The following is a 22,375-nucleotide window of genomic DNA, read 5'->3' on the forward strand; positions in this document are numbered from 1 at the left end:
GATAATGGATTGCGACCTCTTAACAATCAGCTCAGAATAGCATCATATAGCGCGTTGTATAAATAAAATTACATAAGCCAAATAAACAATGCGTTATTAATTAAGGTTATCTTTAAAATAACCGATATATCATGAGCATTAGCTTACTTGCCTATATGCATTGTAAAAAGGATGCTGAAGCGGCGTTTGATACCGAACTGAAAAAACTTGTTGAAGCGTCTTTGAAAGAAGAGGGCTGCCTGGCTTACGAACTTTACCAGTATAAAGATGAGCCCACTAAATATGTAATTGAGGAGGAGTGGGTAGACGAAGACGCCTTAAGCCGGCATATGGAGGCACCACATTATAAATACTTTGTACATATATCGCCGGTGCTCTTAGAAACCGCGGCTGATGTAAAAATACTTACACGCTTAATTTAACAAGTTTTTACTCTCGCAGACATAAACAATATTTATAGTTTACTGTTATAATTAAAAAGCAATGTTATATAGATTATGGCTAAAAAGATCTTATTTATTGAGGATGACAAGGATATCAGGGACACGGTAACACTCGCTTTAGAAAGCGAAGGATATAACGTGATCTCGTCTGATAACTCCAGGATACTGAAATCTTTAGATCAACACAAGCCAGACCTGATCATGATTGACAACTGGCTCACCGAATGGAAAAGTGACGCCAATGGCCAGCAATTAAGCCGGGAATTAAAATCTGACCCGAAAACAAGCAATATACCCATAATAATAGTATCGGCTGTAAGCAACATTGCCGAAATAGCTAAAGAAGGCCTATCTGACGGGTACCTCAAGAAACCATTTGATTTGGAAGAGCTATTCAGGATCGTTAAAAAACTTATCCCTTAACTCTCTGAAGGATAAACAAAAATATAACAAACTTCAATCAATAAGTTTAAAATAACGGCCGGCTATGGTAAATAGTCGGCCGTTGCTTTTTGAAGGGTTAGTGGGTTAAAGTTTTACGCCTAACCCAACATTAAATGTCATACCGTCGCCGGGCAAAATTCCCGGGCCGGGATACATGTTTATACGGCGGGTAAAGTATTTCTGATTAGTAAGATTATTGATGTTGAAGTTTACGTAATAGTTTTTTAGAAAACGGTAGTTAAATGCCATGTCTACAAGTTTGTAGGCAGGCACAATGCCCGTTGCCCCGGTTGGGTTAAACGCGGTATTGTTGGCATCGCTAAACTGTTTGCTTACGTAGCTGAACAGCAGGGTAGAGGTAATGTGCCCGGTTAAATAGGTTAAGCCGGTGCGGTTGGTCCAATCTGGCGTGCCTTCAATTTTATTGCCTTTAAGGCTAACGTTAGTTCCCGAATTGTTGATGCTGCCGCCGATATATCTTCCATGCGTATAAGCAAGTGTATTAAATAAACGCAGGTCGCTGCGGGCTTGCTTATTAAACCCGCGGATAAGCGATAGCTCGGTATAAGCTTCAATGCCTTTTGCTTCGGCATCACCTATAGTAGTTAAATACAGATGGTTTGTACCGCCGGCATCCTGTACGGTTAATGTGCCCGCGCGGTTGCCATAATGTACAAAAAAGCCGTTCACATCAAACGTAAAGGCAGTACCTAATTTACCACGGTAACCCAGGTCGGCATTGTAGCCCCGGCTGTCTTTCATGTTCGGGTCAACAATGGTAAGCTGGTCCGCAGGAGTAACTGCGGCATAGATGTAGGGACGGTAGGCCTGTGAAAAGTTTCCGTAAAGCTGGGTGGTGTTGGTAAGCTGGTATTGCAAACCGGTACCAAACAGCGGGAAGCTACGGTCGCGTTTATAGTTAACATCCGTGCTGCGATTGTTCACCACACCATCGATAGTGGTTTTTATCCCCTCGAAACGTACTCCCGGCGTAACCGAAAATTTGCTGGTAATGCTAAATAAGTTCTCCGCGAAGGCCGCATAGTTAAGAGCATTCAGGTCAAGGTCGACGCCGTAATCTTTCACAAGGCTCAAGTCGAAATTGGTACCGGTTGTACCCACGCCTTTTTGCCGGCGATGGGTAGAGCCGTTGGCATACCTAAAGCCGGTGGTTAAGGTGCTATGTACACTGCCAATATTATAGTTGTGTAAAATGCGTGCTTCGGTAGTGAAACTTTTGTAATGGTCGCGGTCTACCTGGCGTGGGTTGTAAGTACCTAAAGCAGGGTTAACTACGTCCGCGGTGTTTGACGGGGCTATAAATTGCACGCTGCTGCGTTCGCCAAACAATACGTGCGATGTAACATCTAACCGGGTATGGCTGCCAAAGTTATAATTGAAGATTACAGCAGGGATGTTAATGGCTGGTTTGAAAAAATTACGGAAGCGGTTTGATTGCCTGCTGGTGGCATTATACATGTCATCGGTTAAACCACCCGCAATTTGCTGCACATAATCCGACCGGGAGAATTGTAACGACAAACTGCCTTTTGTATTGAACTGATATTTTATGTTGGCATAGTAAGCGCGGTAATTGAACGCTGCATCGGGTCGCCAGCCATCGCCGCTGCGGGCATCAAAGTAGGCGTAATAGCTAACCTTACCTACTTTACCGCCAATGGCATTATACGAATTAAAAAAGCGGTTACTCCCGCCTGTTTGTTCACTTTCTATGCCGAAGGTTTTGGTAGTGTCCGGCTGTTTAATTTTAAAGTTTACCATCCCGCCAAACTGGCTGCCAAACTGTAACGACGACGCGCCACGCACATACTGCACTTCGCCGATAGCCTGGAACGGCATGTTGTAATGGTTCTCGGGATAGCCCACCACATCCGAGTTGGTGTTGTAGCCATTCTGGCGCATGTTGGTTTCTATTGAGCGGTGCATGTCGGTACCACGCGTGCCGATGTTAAGCTGCAGGCCTGCACCATCCATTTCCCATACGTTAATACCCGGTATCTGCGAGAATAGGGTGCGTGCATTGTTGCCGGCAAGATTAGCCTTGCCCGCTTCGGGGTAAATAATATTAGTTTTTTTACCCGAAAAGATATACAGGCCGGATACATCCGGCAGGTTTTTACTGCGCGATTCCCGGATGATGACGCTATCGAGTTTTACAGTATCTTTCTTTGCTATTTGCGCGTGGGCGTGGTGCACGCCCGTTGCTATAACCACTGCTAACAGGGTTTTATAAATTTGTTTCATGTACAGTAATGCTTAAGAATAGAAAATTATGAGATTAATAAAATAGCATCGGCACAAGGCATAGTTGTACCTTGCAGATCAATAACAGATGCTAAAAAATAGAATGATTAGCCTATAAATTCCGGAGGCTGGCCCGCTACCGGGATAAACGGCGGGGCGGCGAGAGAATATTCTTTTACAAAACCCACGGGCAGGATATTACTGAACTGAGGGAAAGTGATAACCAATTCGGGATGGTCATAACTATTATCAACCCTGCTCTTTTTAACGGAGTTATTCCTCGTGTTTTTATCAGAAGGAATATCGTTTATTTGCCTGGCGTAAATAACATTGTTATCTATCAGCTTTGTTTTTTCGCAGTTGGGTACACACATTACATATAGCGTATCCCTGGTAAATTTTAGCTTTACGTAATTATAGCAAGCATTTTTTAGCTGGATGGATCCGCTTACATTCTTGTAATCGCTCCACTCGTTTATACCGGGCAGGTTTTGTTTTACTTTAAGCTCAACCAGTGCGTTTGGGTCATACAGGTTATTGCTTATCAGCTCGTTCATGTGTCTGTCGGCGCGCTCAACCAGATAATGTTGCAGCAACATATATCCACCCCAATTGAAAAAGTAGATGGTTAACAGCAATATGGCTAAAATGCGTTTCAAGTGTATTAGGCTTACCGATGCAATTTTAGTTAAAACTTTTAAACAAAGATGTAAGCCATTTAAAAATAAAAAACCCCTGCTTCCGTAAAAACAGGGATCTAATGTTGAGCAGTTATGATTTAAAAACCATACATGCCACCTGAAACAGAAATTTGTTCTCCCGTAATCCAGGCTGCATCATCAGATGCAAGAAATACTGCAGCTTTTGCAATATCTTCGGGCCGGCCCCTGCGGCCAAGCGGCGTATTGGCAATAAACATTTTTTCATAATCGCTGCCCGGGGTAACGCCCGCGTTTGTTGCACCTTCTGTTTCAGTAGCACCCGGCAAAATAGAGTTGATACGGATGTTCTTTGCGCCCAGTTCTTTAGACAAAGCAATAGTAAAGGCATCTAAAGCCGCTTTGGTTGCAGAATACACTGAGGCATTCGGCAGCGGATATTTACTTGCGCCCGAACTGATGTTGATGATATTACCGCCTTTACCGCCGAATAATTTCAATGCCGACTGGATTGTAAGGATAGGGCCTAATACGTTAACGTTGAAACTCTGGTGAAATTCTGCTACCGAAATATGTTCGATAGGTGAGTACCCCTGTGATACCGCGTTATTCACCAAAACATCCAGCGAACCGAAGGCTTTTTGCGTTTCTGCGAACAACCTGGCCACATCGGCTTCATTTGATACGTCGGCTTGCACAGCAATAGCTGTACCTCCATTGTCTGTTATATGTTTAACTACCTTATCCGCGCCCTCTTTACTTGAGGCGTAATTGACAACTACTTTTGCACCCGCTGCCGCAAAGTGTTTCGCGATTGCTGCTCCTATCCCTTTTGAAGCGCCCGTTACTACCGCTACCTTGTTTGCTAATTTACTCATGATTTTATGTGTTAATTTTGAAAAATTCTTCAGGCATGTTTTAAGTTCTGAAGTTTAACAAAGATGCGGGTTGGTAATGGATGCAGTTTTGAGATGGATCATAAAATATCCTTGACTTAAGTCAACTCAAAGTTCTGATATAAATTAGGGCTGTTGTATAAATCCTTGGTATATAGATTGTTATGATTTTTTTTGAATGATTATGGCTTGTAAGCCAAAAAATCACAACGGCATGTGGGCTGAAGCAAAGGTTAAAGCAGCTATTTGCGGAAAAGTTACCGTAACCTATTTAAGAGAATTTTTCTTTAGCCTGCTCAAAGTTTCCGGAGATAAACCCAGGTAGGATGCTATCATGTTTTGTGGAAACCGCTGAAAAAATTGCGGGTAGTTGCTGATCAGGTCTTCGTAGCGCTCTTCGGCCGTATAGCTCATAGCGGCCTGCACTCTTTTTTGATTGGCAATGGTATAATTCTGACTGATGACGTTTGACATGGCTGCAAAAGCAGGTATCTGCTTAAGAACGCCCTCGATTTGCGCGTTGGTTGCTTGCAAAACTTCCAGTTCTTCCAGCGCTTCTATATTGAACCGGCTTGGTGTTAAAAGATAAAAGCTTTCAAAATCGGCCAGCCACCAATTTTCTAACGATAGCTTTAGGATATGTTCATGCCCTTTTTCATCTACCGTAAAAGTCCTGGAAGATCCCTTTACAATAAACCCGATGTATTTGCAAACATCGCCCTCCTGTAAAAAGTATTGCCTTTTCCGGAGTTTTTTGGGTTTGAAATGTGCCATCAGCAAATGCTTATCATCCTCTGAAAGCATTGTTCCTGAGATTTCTTCGATATAATCAAAAAAGGCTTTAAAATTAGGCATCATTCATTATTATAATAGTCGCAATTTACTTAAGCTGCGGGATAAAATTTAAAATAAAGATGTATTGAATTTGCCACAAGTTAACATGCAGCAAAAGTCCCTGCTTCCGTAAGAAACAGGGACTTAAATAAACTGAGAGTTGTTTGCGATATGCGTTATTTATCGAACTTCACCAGGTCCTGAAAGATCAGTTTACCCCAGCTGTTTCCACGGGGTTGTACAAGCAAACCACCTTCGGCAAGCTTGCCAAGCTGGATAGGCGCAAAGCCAAGTTTTGCTGCAAGGGTACCAACTTCAGTAGCAGCGTTGTCATCATCGCTTGCAAGAAATACCACCCGTTGGCCACCGTTCACAGCCGGGTTTTGCTCAAGGATAGCGGCTATTAGATGATTAAAGCCCTTCACCAGTTTTCCGCCTTCGAAAGATCGCGCAACAAAACTGGCAGAAGGTAGACCATCCGTTTTTTCGGGAGGCACGCCGTAAGCATTGGTAACATCTACAATTATCTTTGCTTCCCAATTGGGTAACGCCTTGGCCACCTCTGCGTGCGCTTCAAAACGCACCGCCAAAAATATTACATCTGCCTTAACGGCTTCAGTTAATGTTGTGGCGATTATCTCAGGACCGATAGCAGCTGCTTCGGATTCGAAGCTCTCCGGGTTGCGGGTGGTGGCAACAGATACATTGATGCCGTTGCGGGCAAACGCTTTACCCAAAGCTTTTCCTATTTTACCAAAGCCAATTATAGCGTAGCTTGTCGCTTTATTTTCCGGACTACTCATATTTTAATTATTTTAAAGGTTGATTATTTAGATAGATATGTCATGCCGCCATCCACAAGGAGTTCAGCACCGAGCATGAAGGAAGAATCGTCAGAAGCGAGGAAAACTGCTGTTTTGCCAATGTCTGATGGCTGGCCTATCCTGCCAATCGGCATCACGCTTGCAAAATGTGTTTTCACAGCTTCAATTTGTTCAGCAGGTACAAACTTGTCAAATGCCGGGGTATCGGTAGTGCCCGGGGTAATTACATTCACCCTAATTTTTCTATCCAATAGGTCGTTAGAGAACGCTTTTGCAAAAAAGATAACGGCTGCCTTTGTAGCACCGTACAGCCCGAATGACGGATAGGCCCGATGCGCTGCGTTCGACCCAATTAATATAACGGATCCACCATCATTCATGTAAGGCAGTGCTTTTTGCACAGTAAAATAAACGCTCTTTAGGTTAAGGTCTATCATTTTGTTATAATCTGCCTCGCTCGTGTCGGCTACAGTACCGGTTGTTCCGGCACCGGCGTTGGCAACTATAACATCTATCTTACCAAATTTTTCAGATGTCTCTTTAAATACCCTTTCAAGGTCGGTAAGGTTGGTTACATCGGCGTTTATACCTATGAAATTATCGCCCAGCAAAGCTATTGAGCTATCTATAGTACCTTGGTTTCTGCCCACGATCGCCCCAACCGCACCCTCGCTTTTAAGTGCTTCTGCAATACCAAAACCTATGCCGCTGTTACCACCTGTAATTACGGCTACTTTATTTTTTAACTTTTCCATTTTCTTTTTTTAATAATTGAAGGACAAAGGTATTGCCAATAGTTTATATTTGTAACCATTATGGTTTATTCTGGTTACTATTGGGTAACTACAAATTTTGAAATATGAGAGACGAAAGATTTTGCGCTTCAAATTGCCCGTTTACAAGAGCTATTGGCACTATCGGTAATAAATGGAAACCTATTATTATAAATGTGATTAGTAACCGTACCGTTCGCTTTGGTCAGTTAGATGCCATTGTGCCACACATTTCAAGAAAGGTACTAACCGAACAGTTAAAAGAGTTAGAGGAGGATGGGCTATTGGAAAGATTGGCCTACAAAGAGTTGCCACCAAGGGTGGAGTATAAATTGTCGGAAAAAGGCCTGGCTTTTTTGCCGATCTTAGAACACATCAAAGAATGGAATTCTAAATATGAAATAGTTCCAACACTTGAAGCGACAGATTATAAGTGATATAAATTATTCAAGCGTATCCTTGTTACTAAACTTTCAGACTGAGGATTTTGCACCAAAGGCGATTGTTGGCAATAAACGTATTTATAATAGTTACAGGTTGCAAGGTAACAATTGATAATAATTTAGTTATTTTACGTTTACAAACATAACAAGCATAACGGCCATCACGATACTTTAAAGCCGTATTACAATTTACTACTGATGCAGAGCAAAAAGCGAGTGCTGTTTTATTTAGTTGACGGCGCCCATAGTGAAGTTTTACCCGAACTGATAGAAAAGGGAGAACTGCCCAATATAAAACGAATAATAGACGAGGGTACATACCGCAAGGCCACCACTTGTTTCCCAAGCACCACAGGTCCTGCTTACCTGCCATTTTTAACAGGACATTTCCCCGGAACTATGGATATTACGGGCATCCGCTGGTTCGATAAAAAAGAATTTAAACGTAGCCGCCTTAATAAAATGGCTATGCGCAGCTATTGTGGCCCAGAGGCTGCGTGGTTTAATACAGATATGCCGGCAGATAAACCTACGCTGTTCGAGTTAATGGGTGAATCGTACAACCTATACAATATGATCACCCGCAGCGTACCCGATGAGTACGACCTGGGTAAAAAGGGTAAGGGCTTAATGTATATGCGCGCGCATTTTAAACTGCGCCACCACCCTGTTGATATACAGGGCCACAGCCGCATCATGGAGATGATAAACTCGGGTAAGGATTTTGATTTCTTGTTCGCGGTGTTCCCGAGTGTGGATTGGGATTCACATTACCACCACATCCGCGACCCGCGCACCGTTGAGGCGTATAAAATTGCTGACAATAGCCTGGGTGAAGTACGCGCTAAATTGGAGGAGCAGGGCAAATGGGAAGATACCCTGTTTGTGATGACCAGCGACCACGGCCTTACACCAACTACCAAACACCTTGACCTTGCCGACTGGATGACAGACCACGGGTTAAAATCTGTTTATTACCCGGTAATATGGAAAAGTAACCCTAAATGCGCGGTGATGATATCGGGCAATTCATTCGGTAGTATCCATTTCCTGAACCACGATGGCGACCATGTATTGCGCGAACAAGGAATTACAGAAGCCATGGGTGCCGAACGTTTAGCTTTACTTTTAAAGGAGCCTGCTGTAGATTTCGCCATTTACCGTGGCGATGAAGAGCAAACTTTTATAGTGCATAATAAAGAGGGAAAGGCAAAGATCACAGTTAGGGATAGCGTATTTACTTACGAGCCGCAATCTGCCGATGTATTAAAATATGGAGGTAAAATAGAGGCTACCGGCCACCGCGATATTCTTGCGAAAACCTTTGATACCGATTACCCCGATGCCGTGTTCCAAATCTACCAGTTGTTTCAAAGCCGCAGGGCGGGCGATGTTGTAATAAGTGCCGCATTGGGCTACGATCTGCGCGATTTTTGGGAATATCCGGAACACAAAGGTTCGCATGGCTCGTTACATAAGTACCACATTCATGTGCCGATGATATATAACCAAAAAGGGTGGGACGAAAAACCCATGCGTACTGCCGATCTTTTTGATAGCATTCTGAAATGGAAAGGCATCACCCCAAAAAGCTCGGAAGGCGAACCTTTATTTTAATACTACTGCCAACGCATAAATGACACAAACTACCAGGCCTACCGCCGAACCCGAAAAGCAAGACGCTAAAAGCGTATTTAACAGAAAGGTGATCATAAAAGGCGCCTTTTGGTTTGCTTTAATAACTGTGGCTACCATTGCGGTGGTGTTCTTTTACAATAACACAGGCGATACGGTTAAAGCCTTGTCGCACATATCGTATAAATACATCGCCATTTGTTTTATAATGCTTTTTGTGGATCTGATGCTGGGCAGTTGGCGCAACCATATCTACATACGCAAGCTGGCGCCGGGCGTATCGCATTGGGTAAGCTTTAGGGCAAATGTAGCTAACATGTTTATGGGCGCGGTAACACCTGCCCATGGCGGTGCGGGCCCTGCGCAAATTTTTGTATACACCAGCAACGGCGTAACATTTATAGATTCGTTTGCGATAAGCCTCATTAATATGGGCGCTACTTTAATATTTATGCCATTGGCGGGTTTTGTAGCCATTATGCTGATGGATACCACCGAAGTTGGCAGCATGGTACCTGCTATGCTTAGGTATGGTTTCAGCTTTTTCCTGCTTTTTTTGCTGGCCTTTTTGCTGGCTTTCTGGAAACCGCTTTGGATAGGCAGCATCATTAAAAAAATAGCGAATGGTTTGTCAAAGATCTTTCCTAAACGGAAAGATAAGCTGGCTAAATGGGCAGAGAGCTCATTTCAAAGCATCAGCAAATATCAGCAAACCTGCAGCGTTATCATTCGTAAAAATCCGTTTTTGTTCCCGCTAAGTTTACTCATAACAACTTTGCTATACCTTAATAAGTACTGCCTGCAGTGGGTATTATTATTAGGCCTGGGTGTAACGGCTAATTTGGTACAGGTTATATCCATCCAGATCCTTATACAATTTATGATCTATTTTGCGCCAACCCCGGGAGGTAGCGGCTTTGCCGAAGGTTTTATATCTACCTTATTCGGTAAAATAGTGCCGGCAACCTTTATACCTGTGTTTACGCTATTGCAACGGTCGTTCCTGTTGTTTTTCCCGGCGTTAATAGGTGCTTATGTGGTGCTTAACCTGCTACGTAAAGAAACCATGAAGAAGGCTTAACCTTAGGTGGTTAATTTATTTTACTGCAAGTAATATTTTTTATCAATACCAATATTTAATATATCTTTAATAACCAAATCTTATTCCCCCGATGAGAAAGTTATTATTGATGCTTTTCCTGTACGTCCCGGTTTTTGCGGTAGCTCAAAATAAAGCCGTTGACAGTTTAAGGAAAGTGCTTGCCACAGCCAAAGCCGATACCACCCGCTCCGACCTTTACTACAAATTAGCGCTCGAAACGCAGCGTATGGATCCTGATGGGGCTCAAAAAATGATTGAGCAAGCTATGACACTCGCTCAAAAATCCAATTTCCAAAAAGGCATTGCCAATGTTTACTCCTTTAAGTCAATCCAAAGTTCTTACAAGGGAGAGATGGATATGATGAAGAAATATAGCGAAAAGTGCATTGAGGTAGCCAGGAAAGCCAATTACCAATTGGGTATAGCCAAAGGCCAAAATGGATTGGGGTTATTTTACTGGCAAACGGGCAACTTTAGCGAGGCTATAAAAAATCATCTTTCTGCTTTGGCTATTCGTGAGAAATTTAAAGACACCGTAGGTATAGCAACCTCCTTAGGAAACCTTGCGCTGGTTTATTTCGATAATCAAAACTCTGATGAAGCCGAGCGGAACGCGGTACAGAGCATAGAACTTGCAAAAAAGATCAACAAAGTCAACATTGTTATCAGCAATCTGCAACTGCTGGCAAATGTTTACGGGCAGGGCGGCCGGTTTGAAAAAGCTCTCGCGTGTGATGCCGAAGCTTTAGCACTTTGCAAACAGCATAATGATATGCGCGGCTTGTCGCAGGTTTACTCTAATATGGCTAATTGTTATACCGCCATGAAACAATACGACAAAGGGCTGAAATACCAGTTGGAGGTATTGAAAATAGATGAGTTTTTTGGTGATAAAAAGAACATAAGCGATACCTACATGAACATAAGCGCTGTTTATGCCGAGCAAAAGCAGTTTAAGCCGGCGCTTGACTGGATGCAGAAAGGCCTGAAGTATGCGCAGGAGAGCAAATATAAACAAGGCGAAAAGCAGGGCTGGGGCGCGCTTAGTAGTATTTACGAACAATTGGGCGATTATAAGAACGCCCTTGCCGCCCACCGTAAATACCAATCGATGAGTGTGGATCTGATAAACGAGAAAAGCAACCAGCAAATTGCGCTGATGCAAACTACGTTTGATACCGAAAAAAAGGAGCAAAAGATAAACCTGCTCAATAAAGAGAATACCATTCAAAAATTATCGCTAATAAAGCAGGAAACCACTATTGCCATCATTATAGGTTTACTAATTGTTGCTTTAGTGGTTGCGGGGCTTGTATATAACCGCAATAAGTTAAAGCAGAAGGCCCAATTGCAAGCACAAATGTTGCAACATCAGGATATGCTGACCAAAGCGGTAATTGACGCTGAAGAACACGAGCGTAAACGTATTGGCGCCGATTTGCATGATGGTGTGGGGCAGCTGTTCTCGGCTGTGAAAATGAACCTGAACGGGTTGTTTGAAAGGATAAATTTACAGCGTGATGAGGACAGATTTTTAGCCGAAAATACACTGGCGTTGGTTGATGAAAGCTGCAAGGAAGTACGCGTAATATCGCACCAGATGATGCCAAATACCATTCTGCGGTCGGGCATAGCGTCGGACCTAAAAAAGTTTATCGAAAAAATTAACGCCGATACCCTGAAGATAAAACTGGAAACAACAGGTTTTAAAGACCAGTTGGAGAGCAATGTAGAAACAATGCTTTACCGCATCATCCAGGAAACCATTAACAATGTTATTAAACATGCTCAGGCCACACAGTTGGATATTGTTTTAAAACGTAACGTAAATGAAATTACCGCCGTAATAAAAGATAATGGTGTTGGTTTTGATACAGCTAAGGCCAACAGTTTTACCGGAATAGGCCTTAAAAATATTCAAGCACGTATCCAATATTTAAAAGGGACGATCCAATATAACTCGGCCCCGGGCAGGGGTACCACAGTTACCGTAAACGTACCTGCCTGATGGGGTGCAAACCATTACCTTAAATGCTGGTTAAATAAATATGGCAGGCAAAAAAATAAGGGCGATAATAACGGGTGCAACAGGCATGGTAGGTGAAGGGGTAATGCTTCAGTGCCTCCGGCACCCCAATGTGGAAGCGGTACTAATTATTAACCGCAAAGCATCCGGCTATAAACACCCAAAACTAACCGAGATAGTCCACGCTGATTTTTATAACCTGATGCCTGTTGAGGATCAGTTGGTAGGTTACAATGCCTGCTACTTTTGTCTCGGCATCTCATCGGTAGGGGTTAATAAGGATGATTATTATAAAAATACATATCTGCTAACGGTAGGCGTTGCACAAACACTGGCCGCGCTAAACCCCGATATGACGTTTTGCTATGTGTCCGGCGCGGGAACGGATAGTAATGCAAAAGGCACAGGCTGGGCTGCCGTAAAAGGTAAAACCGAAAACGACCTGATGAAGCTTCCTTTTAAACAGGTATTTGCCTTTAGGCCCGGGTTTATAAAACCCATAAAAGGGCAAACAAAAGCGCATTCATTTTATAAGTACATAGGCTGGTTATTCCCTGTTGGCCGTGCAGTTTATGCAGGTTGGTTTGTTACATTGGCAGAGGTTGCACAAGCTATGATAAAGGTTACGCAAGATGGTTACCACACCCCGGTTATAGAAGGTAAAGATATTATTGCGCTCGGCAAAAACAGCTTAACATCTTTTAGGTGAAAAACACCCTTACAAAAGGGGGGATACAACCTACCGTAATTATTAAAGGTGTAGTAGCTTTATATATGTTAATATAAGTCACCTAAACCTTATTATTTAATTGTAATTAAGCGCTGTATCCGGGAATTGGGGAACCATGGGGTACGGCGCTTTCTTTTTATTAGCTACAAAAATTTACACTTTATATAAATATTGTCGCCATAATAAGTTAAAACATTTATTTTGCGCGGATGGTTTATGTTGCGTAACCCCAAATAAATGAAAGTACTGCTTGTAGAAGATGAACCGGGCTTGGTATCGGTAATAGTGCGTGGCCTAACAGATGCAGGCATGGAGGTGAGCGTAGCTGCCGATGGTGACATGGGTTTGGAAATGGCGCAGGCACATCAATTTGATATAATTTTATTAGATATTATGCTGCCGGGTATGAACGGCATACAGGTTTGTAAAGAGATACGCAAGCGCGATGATAGCGTGGCCATATTGATGTTAACCGCCTTGAACAGTACTGAAAACGTTGTGACCGGTTTAAACAGCGGTGCCGATGACTATCTTGCAAAACCTTTTAAATTTGCAGAACTGGAGGCACGCATCCGTACCTTGGTTAGGCGTAGTAAAACAGGTAGCACGCCTAAAAATGTGTTAACCATTGCCGACCTGGAGGTAGACACCCTGTCAAAAACAGCTAAAAGGGCAGGTAAAGCACTATCGCTTACCGCTACTGAGTATCATTTGTTAGAATATTTTGCCAAAAACCAAAACATGGTGCTGTCGCGGATACAGATCCTGGAAAATGTTTGGGATATAGATTTTAACATGGGCACTAATGTGGTGGATGTTTATGTAAATTATTTGCGTAAAAAGGTTGATAACGGGTATGACGCCAAACTGATACATACGGTATTTGGTATGGGCTACATTTTTAAAGAGAACGGAGATGAGGCTTCAAACTAAGATCACTCTTTTGTTTGTTGTAATATCTACTATTGGCTTGGTGCTGTTAAACGCGTCTATCATTTATTTTGTATCTGAATTTAGCTTTGAGGATTTTTTTAAACGGCTCGAAGCACGGGTAAACCTTACCGCCGAAACCAATATCTACCCCGATAAGGAATCTGTGGCTTATAAAGAAGTACGCGCCCGGTATCTCGAAAAGCTTGCTAACGAACGGGAGTATGTAATTAAGCTAGATACCACAAGATTACCCTCATACAAAAAGGTGGTTGACCTGCCCGATCAATTTTACCAAAACATACTGAAGGGGAGTAAAACACGGTACACTGATCAAAACCATTTTTACGCCGGCAAGCTATTTAATACCCATGGCGAAAAGTATATTGTGATCGTTAGCGCTACCGACCCTTACGGCTTTAAGGAGTTGGAGCAGTTAAAACGGGTGCTGCTTATTATCTTCGTTATTTCTATTATCCTCACATACATAGCGGGTAAGATCTTTTCGTACTATACGGTGCAGCCTGTGCGTGGTATTATTAAACGTGTAAAAAATATAACTGCAAATAACCTCCACATGCGGCTGGATGATGTAGAAGGACAGGATGAGATAGCCGAATTGGTGCTCACCTTTAACAATATGCTTACCCGTTTAGAAACCGCTTTTGAAACTCAGAATAATTTTGTAAGCAATGCCTCGCATGAGTTGCGTACCCCGCTCACCATTATTAGCGGCGAAACGCAATTGTTGTTAAAAGGTAATAAGGTGACCGAAGAGGGCCGCGAATCAGTTAAAACCATCCTGGCTGAGGCCGAAAAGCTGGGGCATATTTTGGCGAGTTTACTTGGCCTGGCCCAAACTGGTTTTGATGGCAAAAAGCAAAACTGGACCAGGATTAGGGTGGATGAACTGGTGATGGGTGTTGCCGATTCTGTTAAAAAGATTGACCGTAATAGCATTATCGACCTGGATTTTTCTGCACTACCCGCCAACGAAAATTTGCTGTATACCGAAGGTAACATAAACCTTTTACAACTGGCCATAAGTAATATTGTACGCAACGCCTGTAAATACTCTAACAACCGCCCGGTATATATCCAGATAACTGCGCAGGATGGGCGTATTATTATTAAAGTGACTGATAAAGGCATAGGCATACCCGAGCAAGAACAACAGCACATTTTTGAACCATTTTTCCGTGCATCAAACACTACCGATTTTGAGGGGCATGGTATAGGCTTGCCGCTTACCTTAAATATCATTCGCCTGCACAAGGGCACCATCGGCATCCGGTCGGAAGAGCAGGTAGGTACAGAGATCCAGATTCTGCTGCCGGTGGCAGATTAAGAAAATTCCCCTTTTGAGAGTGGTTAGGGGGTGCCTGTGCGCCCAAATTTTCGGATTTTTTCCTGCAATATGTCTCATTTAGTACTATTTCAGAACAAGATCTAAACTACAAACTCATTCATCCCGCGAAAGCTTTCTAATAACTTTCTAATAAGTAAATACGGTATCTTAAAAACATGTACTCAAATTGGTTTTAATAATTGAATATCAGCTATTTATATCATTATAAAAAACTTTATATTTTAATAAACTTCTAATAAGACTCTTAATTCATTTTAATATGTGCAAGGTACTATTGTAATAAGCAAACAACTAAAAGTTAAACTTATAACATCTACCTATGAAAACAGTATTAATCCCAACCGACTATCAGGCGTCATCATTAGATAGTGTACACGCCGTTTGCAGGCAATTTAAAAGTGAGGAACTGAGCTTTGTATTTGTGCATGTGTTTAAGCTATCAGACTCGTATGCCGAGTTACTGATGCTTAGCCGCCGCAGCCGTGAGTATGAGAAGGTGAGCGACGAATTTTACAGATATTGTAATGTTTTGCGCGCGCAGTATCCGCAAATAAAAAACATCAGGATCGAATTTCTTTACGGCAGCACGCTTAGTATGTTTAAAGATTTTATTGAGCATAACGAGATTGACGTAGTGTTAAAAAGCGACGATTATGCTTTTGCATCTATCCATCAATCCAGCGTTGACCCGGAATTGCTCATCAAGCGTTCGGGCCTGCCCGTTATCACAGTGCCCAAAGGCGATTATGCCAGTATGATGAAGGGGCAAAAAGCAACTGCACCCGTTTATCAGCACGAAGAATTATTAGAAGTATAAACCCCTTAAACATCTGCCATTATGTTATTAAAAGAAAATATCCCCGTAACCTACATTTTCGGGAAGATCAAAAAAGAGGTGCTGTTGGTAACAGTATACTCGGTACTTATTGCCGTAATGTACAATACGTTTCACTTTACACGTATCTCTATACCCATTGCGGTACCTACTATTCTGGGTACGGTTATATCACTGCTGCTGGCTTTTAAATCTAACCAGGCCTACGACAGGTGGTGGGAAGCGCGCACCCTTTGGGGGGCCATTGTAAATGATACCCGCAGCCTTACCCGCCAGTTGCTAACGTTTGTTGATACACCATACGCCGAAGGAGAAAAGAAAGCCTTTTGCGAAAAAATGGCCAAACGCCAGATAGCCTGGTGCTACAGCCTTAGCCATCATCTGCGCAAAGAAAACCCGCTGCAAGGCCTTGAACGTTTGCTGAGCGAGGAAGACATAGAACATTTAAAGCGGTATGATAATGTGCCGGTGGGCCTGTTAGAATTACAAGCCGCCGACCTGCGCAGCGCTTATAAACTGGGATGGATAAACGAGTTTCAACAGGTAGCAATGGACGAAACTTTAACCCGTTTTAGTAACGAGATGGGTGGTTGCGAACGCATCAAGAACACGGTGTTCCCGGCAACCTATAGCGTGTACATCCACCTATCGGTACTGTTGTTTGTGTTGCTGTTGCCATTTGGCTTGATAGAATTTTTTGGTGTGGTAGAAGTTCCGCTGGTTATAGCGATAGCCTCATCTTTCTTTTTGATAGAGAACATGGCCATTCACCTGCAGGATCCGTTTGAGAATAAACCTACAGATACGCCAACCACCACCATATCGCGCACCATTGAGCGTGATATTAAGCAAATGCTGAAAGAGAGTTACAAGCAGGAAGAACCCGCAGGCGGTGCAGCCCAGGGTAAATCAAAAGTGTTTTATATCCTATAATTAGTTTCGTTGATTTGTTTTAATGACAAGGCCGGTTAGCATCATGCTACCGGCCTTTGTTATTGTAAACTCCAAAAGGAGTTATTATTAATAGCCTGCTATTTAGGTCAGGCATAAGATTTATTATTGCCAAAATTTAGTATTTGGCTATCTCCGCATCTATCCAGGCAATGCGTGTTTTAAGAAAACTTTTTGCATATGCCACTTCCATATCATAATTACCTAATACCACAGCGTTCGGCCATACGTATTTGTCCAGTATAGGCCAGGTAGTGAAGTTTTGTTTTTGAGATAATTTTAGATACTCGGCATTATCGTCAATATCTTTGAAGATAGCCTCGACAGCCGTATTACGGATCTGGTTCCAACGTACTTTGATCTTGCTCCTGAATTTAACATCCTTAAACAGGTTTATCATCCAGGTGGCGTCTCTGTTATACCAATTATTCGGGTCTTTAGCTACCGAGTAATCTATGTTTCCGCTGCTGAGGTCAAAATCCCAAACGGGGCCCATACCCAATTTTCCGTTCCGGTCTTTATAGTAAAAGATGCTGCTAAAATCGCGGGCGTCCTGGTTCTTTAATACTTCCTCTACAAAGAACCAGTTCATAAACGACTCTACGTTGATGTACTTTGCGTATCCGTTAACAGGGTCATTTGCATCGGGAGAGAACAATGCATCTTCCGTATCCTGCATATATTTTGAGATGTAGGCAATTTGTGCAGGTGTTGCATTTTCAGGAGATTTTATTGTGAACGGTAAATTCTTTTTTGTGCGGAACCAATGTGCCTCATCAAGCCTTTGGTCAAGCTCTAAGAGGTATCCTCCGGTAAGGGCATCTCCGGCGTTATCGCTGGTGCTCATTTCAGTAATGTTTACCCTGTTTTCGTTTACCTCTACCTGGCTGGTTAATAAATAATTGCCAAGTGTTACGCCATTCATTACTACCTCTACAAAACGGCTTTCTGACGCAAAATCAGACCCTATCCTGCGGGCAAATTCTAAGGCTATACGGTTGCGCAGCAGGGTTTTATCGTCATAATTAGCCAACAGCACCCAGTTTTTGGCGGCCGGCATACCCAGCATAGCGGCTTTGTTATCAAACTTTAAGCGGTATGGCTTTTTAGGGAAGTTTGACCAGGTAGAGTTGCCACGGCCTTTTATTTTTAACGGGATAGTGGTTTTTTCCTGCTCAAAACGGTTGTTGGCATCAACCGTAACGCTGCCGGTAACATAATTATCTTTAGATACTACCGGGGCGGCGGTTGTTAAATATAAAATGGGGATGCCTGTAAAGGTGCTTACCAAAAACTTATAATTGCGCTTAGTGCCTTTTGCCGATGTGAGTGTGTAGGTGACAGGCTTGCGCAGGTCAACAGCGGTTTTGCCGCTTACCTGTAAAGTATCGTTTTTGTAAACTGTTGAGTTTTGGGTACTAAAAGTTACGACCAACTTTTTGGTAAGCTTGGCAGCCTGGGGGATGGTTGCTGCTATCTCGTCGCCTTTAATAGTACAATCAATATCGGTAGCAATAATGCCGGGGTTCTTATCAGCCTCCAGCTTTACCGATACAAACGAAACATTGTCTTCCTCTACCACCGGCGGTGTAACTACCGGTGGATTTTTAAGCGTTATTTCTTTTTTACAACCAATAAAAGCCGCCAAAAGCAGCAGAAATAGTAAATTTTTTTTAACCATAGTAAACTAAAAAGGTCACGAAGATACTAATTAGCAGCTACTTATAGTTAAAAAAATTTCAAAATAACGGTTGTTTACACCTCGTTCAAATACTTATGTACAAAACTTATGGCCATAGAGCCTTCGCCTACGGCGGATGCTACACGGTTCATGGCACCGGCGCGTACATCGCCTGCCGCAAATATGCCGGGGCAACTTGTTTCTAACAGGTACGGGTCTCGTTTGCCTTTCCAGATCTTTTCAAAGTCCGAACACAAGTTCAGGTCGCGGCCGGTCTCTATAAAGCCCTTACCGTTGGTAATGATGTCCTTACAAAGCCAGTCGGTGTAAGGTTTAGCACCTATAAAGATGTAAAGCGCATCGGACTCAACGGTTTTAACCTCCTTTGTTTTTAAGTCCTGAATCTTTAATTGCTGCAGGTTGGTATCGCCCAATGCTTGGGTAATTTCGCTGAAGGGCATTAACGTGATATTACTCTGGTTACCCAACTGGTCGATAAGGTATGACGACATGGTTTCCGCCAAACTTTCTTTACGGATCAGTATAAACACCTCTTTGGCAAATTTAGACAGGTACATGGCCGCCTGGCCCGCAGAGTTGCCGCCGCCTACCACATACACATGCTTATCCTTGCAGGATGCAGCCTCCGTCATGGCGGCGCCATAATAGATGCCCGCGCCGGTAAATTTATCGATGCCGGGCGTGTTTAACTGGCGGTAATCTACACCGGTGGTAATAACCACAGCTTTGCTGCTTATCTCTTTACCGTCATCCATCACCAGGGTTTTATAATTGTCTTTAAGTTTTATTTCTTTTACCGCCTGCGGCGACAGGAAATCGGTGCCAAAACGGGTAGATTGTGTAATAGCCCTGCGCGTTAAATCTGCGCCGCTAAGCCCTGCCGGGAAACCAAGGTAATTCTCTATACGCGAACTTGTGCCTGCCTGGCCGCCGGGTGCTTTTTTCTCTATCAGCAAGGTTTTTAACCCTTCGGATGAGCCGTAAACCGAGGCTGCCAGCCCTGCCGGGCCTGCGCCGATTATCACCACATCGTACATTTCGTTTTTGGCTTCCTGCGTTAAGCCGATTTTCGCGGCTATATCTTTAACCGGCGGATTTTTTAACAAAGTGCCATCAGCAAAAATTATAGCCGGCAGTTCTTTAGTATCCAGCTTATTAAGGGCGATAACCTTCTGTGCGTCCTCAGTATTGGCATCCATCCAAAGGTAAGGTACCAGGTATCCCGACAGGAACTCCTTAATATCATGCGATTTTGGCGAATACTGGTATCCTATCACCTTTATCCCTCTAAAATCCGGCCTGTAATGTCCCTGCCAGTCTTCCAGCAGGTCGGTTAGGATAGGGTACAGCTTTTCCTCAGGCGGGTCCCAGGGTTTAGTAAGGTAGTAATCAAGCTTTACCTCGTTTATAGCTTTAATAGCGGCATCGGTATCGGCATAAGCGGTTAGCAGCACGCGCTTGGCATTGGGGAACACGTTTGTAGTGCGGCATAAAAAATCAACGCCCTCCATTTCGGGCATGCGCTGGTCGCTCAGGAACAGGGCTACTACCTCGCCCTTGTTCTTTAACTCGGTAAGGCTATCCAAAGCCTCCTTTACCGATGATGTGCTCAGGATGCGGTACTCTTCGCGGTAATGGTTCTTCAAGTCGCGGCTTATGGCACGCAGCACCTGCTGGTCGTCGTCAATTACAAATATGATAGGGAGTTGGTCCATTGCTTAGTTATCATTTAGGGGGAAACAAACTGTAAATTCGGTATTGCCGGGTACCGAGGCCACCTTCACCGTGCCATTATGCTGGCGGATGATGCGGGTAACCACATCCAGCCCGAGGCCGGTGCCTTTACCCATATCCTTGGTGGTGAAGAACGGGTCGAACACTTGCGACTGTACATCTTCAGGAATGCCGACGCCATCGTCTTTAATGTAAACACATACAAAATCGCGGTCGAGCTTGGTGCTTATGGTGAGCACACCTTTGCCATTTTCTTCCATAGCGTCAATGGCGTTATCGATCATGTTGGTCCAAACCTGGTTAAGTTCGCCGGCTAAGGCTTTTACAAGGGGCAGTTTCAGATCAAAGTTTTCTACTACTTCTATATTGCCTTTGCGCAGCTTGTAGTTGAGCATGGTAAGCGTATTGCGGATGCCCGCGTGGATATCGAGCGGCTGCTTATCGGTATCCCTATCCATATGGGTAAAGGTTTTTACCGAGCTCACCAGCTCGGAGATACGTGCGGACGATTCCTTGATGTCCGACACCATTTTTTCCTGCAGCAGGTAATTGCTCATCCAATCCAGCACTACGCCTAACTGGGGCTGCGGTGTGCAGTTGTTCATATGGTCGAGGTCGTCGGGGGTAAAGCCAAACTCGGTAAGGTTTTCGGCAATGTCAAAATCTTTTATGCCGTGGCCGTTCAGCCAGTCGCTAAGTTCATCCTCCAGATCGGCGCGCTGCATTATACTTAGGGTGGGGCGGTCGGTTTGGTGTGTTTTGCTGATGAGGATCTGGTTGATGGTATCCAGTTTATCGGGCGCTATATCTAACGCGGCTACTTCCTTAAAAATATCGGGCAGGCGTTTGATCTGGTTTTGGAGCGACGAAGCGCCCCTGCTGATGGCCGATGCCGGGTTGTTAAGCTCATGCGCCAAACCTGCCGATAGCTTACCCAGCGCGAACATCTTTTCGTTTTGCTGTTGCAGCGAGGTGAAATCGCGCACACGGGTGGTCATGGTGTGTACCAGTGCGGCTGTAAGTTCGTAATGGAGTTTTATAGCCTCCTGCACCTTATCTTTTTTTACATATAGTCCACGGCATTTATCTATGCACTCGCCGTAGCCCGCTACAACAGTGCCCCGGCTGTAAGGCAGGTAACCCGTAATAATTGGCGCTTTAAGTAATGCTACTTCCCTAACCTTACCATTTTGCTCTGCGCAAAAGCGCAGGCGGCCTTCAATTATGATCAGGGTGCGGTCTAAGGGGTCGCCTTTTTCAAAAATGTGCTCGCCTTCTTCAGCTCCAAGACTTTCGCCATTGGCCAGCAGCCATTCCAATTGCTCATCGGGCACTTGCTCAAAGGCGGGGATAGCCTTTAAATCGGCTAAAGTTACGTTATTCATGTAGCAGTAATATGTTATACAAGTATAACGGTATTTTTTGAGTTGTTAAAGGTGTAGTATTAACACCCCGCCGGGCAATTAATTTTATTGATTATTACCGGGTGTCCCACTATTTATGACACTACTTGCTGAAAATTATAATCAGTTGATAATTAGCTACTTGAAAATTACACAAACTTTATTTGAGTTCAACTTATTCTTTACTTAAAATACAGAATATTCTGTATTTTAAACGTTTGATGTTTTTAGCATGGGTGTCCCACTTTTAAAAAAACGGGACGGAATGGGACACCCTCAAAAATGACCCGTCCTGAAAAAAGTTTACACTATTGGTTGTTAATACTGGGGTTGATTTACACTTTAAAGTTAAGTACTAAAATAGGTTTACACAAATT

Annotated in this window: 20 protein-coding genes; 11 read left to right on the forward strand and 9 right to left on the reverse strand. The window is 43.4% G+C overall.

Annotation, left to right across the window (positions count from 1 at the left end):
- The first annotated feature begins 131 nt into the window (after positions 1-131).
- Both ACFQZI_RS12550 and ACFQZI_RS12555 read left to right on the forward strand, forming a co-directional pair.
- Complete coding sequence (locus tag ACFQZI_RS12550) at positions 132-422, forward strand: putative quinol monooxygenase (RefSeq protein ID WP_377142926.1); 291 nt, start codon at positions 132-134, stop codon at positions 420-422.
- Between the two features lie 75 nt (positions 423-497).
- A complete protein-coding gene (locus tag ACFQZI_RS12555; RefSeq protein WP_377142928.1) occupies positions 498-866 on the forward strand; it encodes a response regulator in 369 nt (122 codons plus the stop codon).
- Positions 867-971: 105 nt separating this feature from the next.
- Here the strand turns inward: ACFQZI_RS12555 and ACFQZI_RS12560 are convergent, their stop codons facing one another.
- The 6 genes from ACFQZI_RS12560 to ACFQZI_RS12585 all read right to left on the reverse strand — a co-directional run bounded on the left by ACFQZI_RS12560 (position 972) and on the right by ACFQZI_RS12585 (position 7,120).
- Positions 972-3,152 (reverse strand): TonB-dependent receptor family protein, encoded by a 2,181-nt coding sequence (locus tag ACFQZI_RS12560; protein WP_377142929.1) that lies wholly within the window; start codon positions 3,150-3,152, stop codon positions 972-974.
- Between the two features lie 107 nt (positions 3,153-3,259).
- The gene (locus ACFQZI_RS12565; RefSeq protein WP_377142931.1) at positions 3,260-3,811 is read right to left on the reverse strand and encodes a hypothetical protein; all 552 of its coding nucleotides are present in this window, start codon (positions 3,809-3,811) and stop codon (positions 3,260-3,262) included.
- Between the two features lie 119 nt (positions 3,812-3,930).
- The gene (locus ACFQZI_RS12570) at positions 3,931-4,689 is read right to left on the reverse strand and encodes an SDR family NAD(P)-dependent oxidoreductase (protein WP_377142933.1); all 759 of its coding nucleotides are present in this window, start codon (positions 4,687-4,689) and stop codon (positions 3,931-3,933) included.
- Positions 4,690-4,974: 285 nt separating this feature from the next.
- Positions 4,975-5,565, reverse strand: a complete 591-nt coding sequence (locus tag ACFQZI_RS12575; RefSeq protein WP_377142934.1) for a Crp/Fnr family transcriptional regulator — start codon at positions 5,563-5,565, stop codon at positions 4,975-4,977.
- Positions 5,566-5,717: 152 nt separating this feature from the next.
- The gene (locus ACFQZI_RS12580) at positions 5,718-6,344 is read right to left on the reverse strand and encodes an NADPH-dependent F420 reductase (RefSeq protein WP_377142935.1); all 627 of its coding nucleotides are present in this window, start codon (positions 6,342-6,344) and stop codon (positions 5,718-5,720) included.
- 23 nt (positions 6,345-6,367) lie between these two features.
- Positions 6,368-7,120: an SDR family NAD(P)-dependent oxidoreductase gene (locus tag ACFQZI_RS12585; RefSeq protein WP_377142937.1), complete on the reverse strand. Its 753-nt coding sequence runs from the start codon at positions 7,118-7,120 to the stop codon at positions 6,368-6,370.
- 104 nt (positions 7,121-7,224) lie between these two features.
- On the opposite strand from ACFQZI_RS12585, the gene ACFQZI_RS12590 reads away from it, so the two are divergent.
- The 9 genes from ACFQZI_RS12590 (at position 7,225) to ACFQZI_RS12630 (ending at position 17,141) form a co-directional block, all read left to right on the forward strand.
- Positions 7,225-7,575, forward strand: coding sequence for a winged helix-turn-helix transcriptional regulator (locus ACFQZI_RS12590; protein WP_377142938.1), 351 nt, complete (start codon positions 7,225-7,227; stop codon positions 7,573-7,575).
- Positions 7,576-7,779: 204 nt separating this feature from the next.
- On the forward strand, positions 7,780-9,198 hold the full coding sequence (locus tag ACFQZI_RS12595) for an alkaline phosphatase family protein (protein WP_377142940.1): 1,419 nt from the start codon (positions 7,780-7,782) through the stop codon (positions 9,196-9,198).
- Positions 9,199-9,217: 19 nt separating this feature from the next.
- Positions 9,218-10,297 carry a lysylphosphatidylglycerol synthase transmembrane domain-containing protein gene (locus ACFQZI_RS12600; RefSeq protein WP_377142942.1) on the forward strand — a complete coding sequence of 360 codons (1,080 nt, stop codon included), beginning with the start codon at positions 9,218-9,220 and terminating at the stop codon, positions 10,295-10,297.
- Between the two features lie 91 nt (positions 10,298-10,388).
- The gene (locus tag ACFQZI_RS12605; RefSeq protein WP_377142943.1) at positions 10,389-12,326 is read left to right on the forward strand and encodes a tetratricopeptide repeat-containing sensor histidine kinase; all 1,938 of its coding nucleotides are present in this window, start codon (positions 10,389-10,391) and stop codon (positions 12,324-12,326) included.
- 40 nt (positions 12,327-12,366) lie between these two features.
- The gene (locus tag ACFQZI_RS12610) at positions 12,367-13,053 is read left to right on the forward strand and encodes an NAD-dependent epimerase/dehydratase family protein (RefSeq protein ID WP_377142944.1); all 687 of its coding nucleotides are present in this window, start codon (positions 12,367-12,369) and stop codon (positions 13,051-13,053) included.
- A 258-nt stretch (positions 13,054-13,311) separates the two neighbouring features.
- A complete protein-coding gene (locus ACFQZI_RS12615; RefSeq protein WP_377142946.1) occupies positions 13,312-14,007 on the forward strand; it encodes a response regulator transcription factor in 696 nt (231 codons plus the stop codon).
- Positions 13,991-15,352 carry a sensor histidine kinase gene (locus ACFQZI_RS12620; RefSeq protein WP_377142948.1) on the forward strand — a complete coding sequence of 454 codons (1,362 nt, stop codon included), beginning with the start codon at positions 13,991-13,993 and terminating at the stop codon, positions 15,350-15,352. The genes ACFQZI_RS12615 and ACFQZI_RS12620 overlap by 17 nt, the downstream gene beginning before the upstream one ends.
- A 340-nt stretch (positions 15,353-15,692) precedes the next feature.
- Positions 15,693-16,190: a hypothetical protein gene (locus ACFQZI_RS12625; RefSeq protein ID WP_377142950.1), complete on the forward strand. Its 498-nt coding sequence runs from the start codon at positions 15,693-15,695 to the stop codon at positions 16,188-16,190.
- Positions 16,191-16,211: 21 nt separating this feature from the next.
- The gene (locus ACFQZI_RS12630; RefSeq protein WP_377142951.1) at positions 16,212-17,141 is read left to right on the forward strand and encodes a bestrophin family protein; all 930 of its coding nucleotides are present in this window, start codon (positions 16,212-16,214) and stop codon (positions 17,139-17,141) included.
- 136 nt (positions 17,142-17,277) lie between these two features.
- Here the strand turns inward: ACFQZI_RS12630 and ACFQZI_RS12635 are convergent, their stop codons facing one another.
- The 3 genes from ACFQZI_RS12635 to ACFQZI_RS12645 form a co-directional block, all read right to left on the reverse strand.
- Positions 17,278-18,840: a CotH kinase family protein gene (locus tag ACFQZI_RS12635; RefSeq protein WP_377142953.1), complete on the reverse strand. Its 1,563-nt coding sequence runs from the start codon at positions 18,838-18,840 to the stop codon at positions 17,278-17,280.
- Between the two features lie 74 nt (positions 18,841-18,914).
- Positions 18,915-20,576: an FAD-dependent oxidoreductase gene (locus ACFQZI_RS12640; protein ID WP_377142955.1), complete on the reverse strand. Its 1,662-nt coding sequence runs from the start codon at positions 20,574-20,576 to the stop codon at positions 18,915-18,917.
- Between the two features lie 3 nt (positions 20,577-20,579).
- Entirely contained in the window at positions 20,580-21,980 is a 1,401-nt protein-coding gene (locus ACFQZI_RS12645; protein WP_377142957.1) for an ATP-binding protein, read from the reverse strand.
- Between the last annotated feature and the right edge of the window lie 395 nt (positions 21,981-22,375).

Source organism: Mucilaginibacter lutimaris, assembly GCF_042676625.1.
In the GTDB taxonomy this organism is placed as follows: Bacteria; Bacteroidota; Bacteroidia; order Sphingobacteriales; family Sphingobacteriaceae; genus Mucilaginibacter; species Mucilaginibacter lutimaris.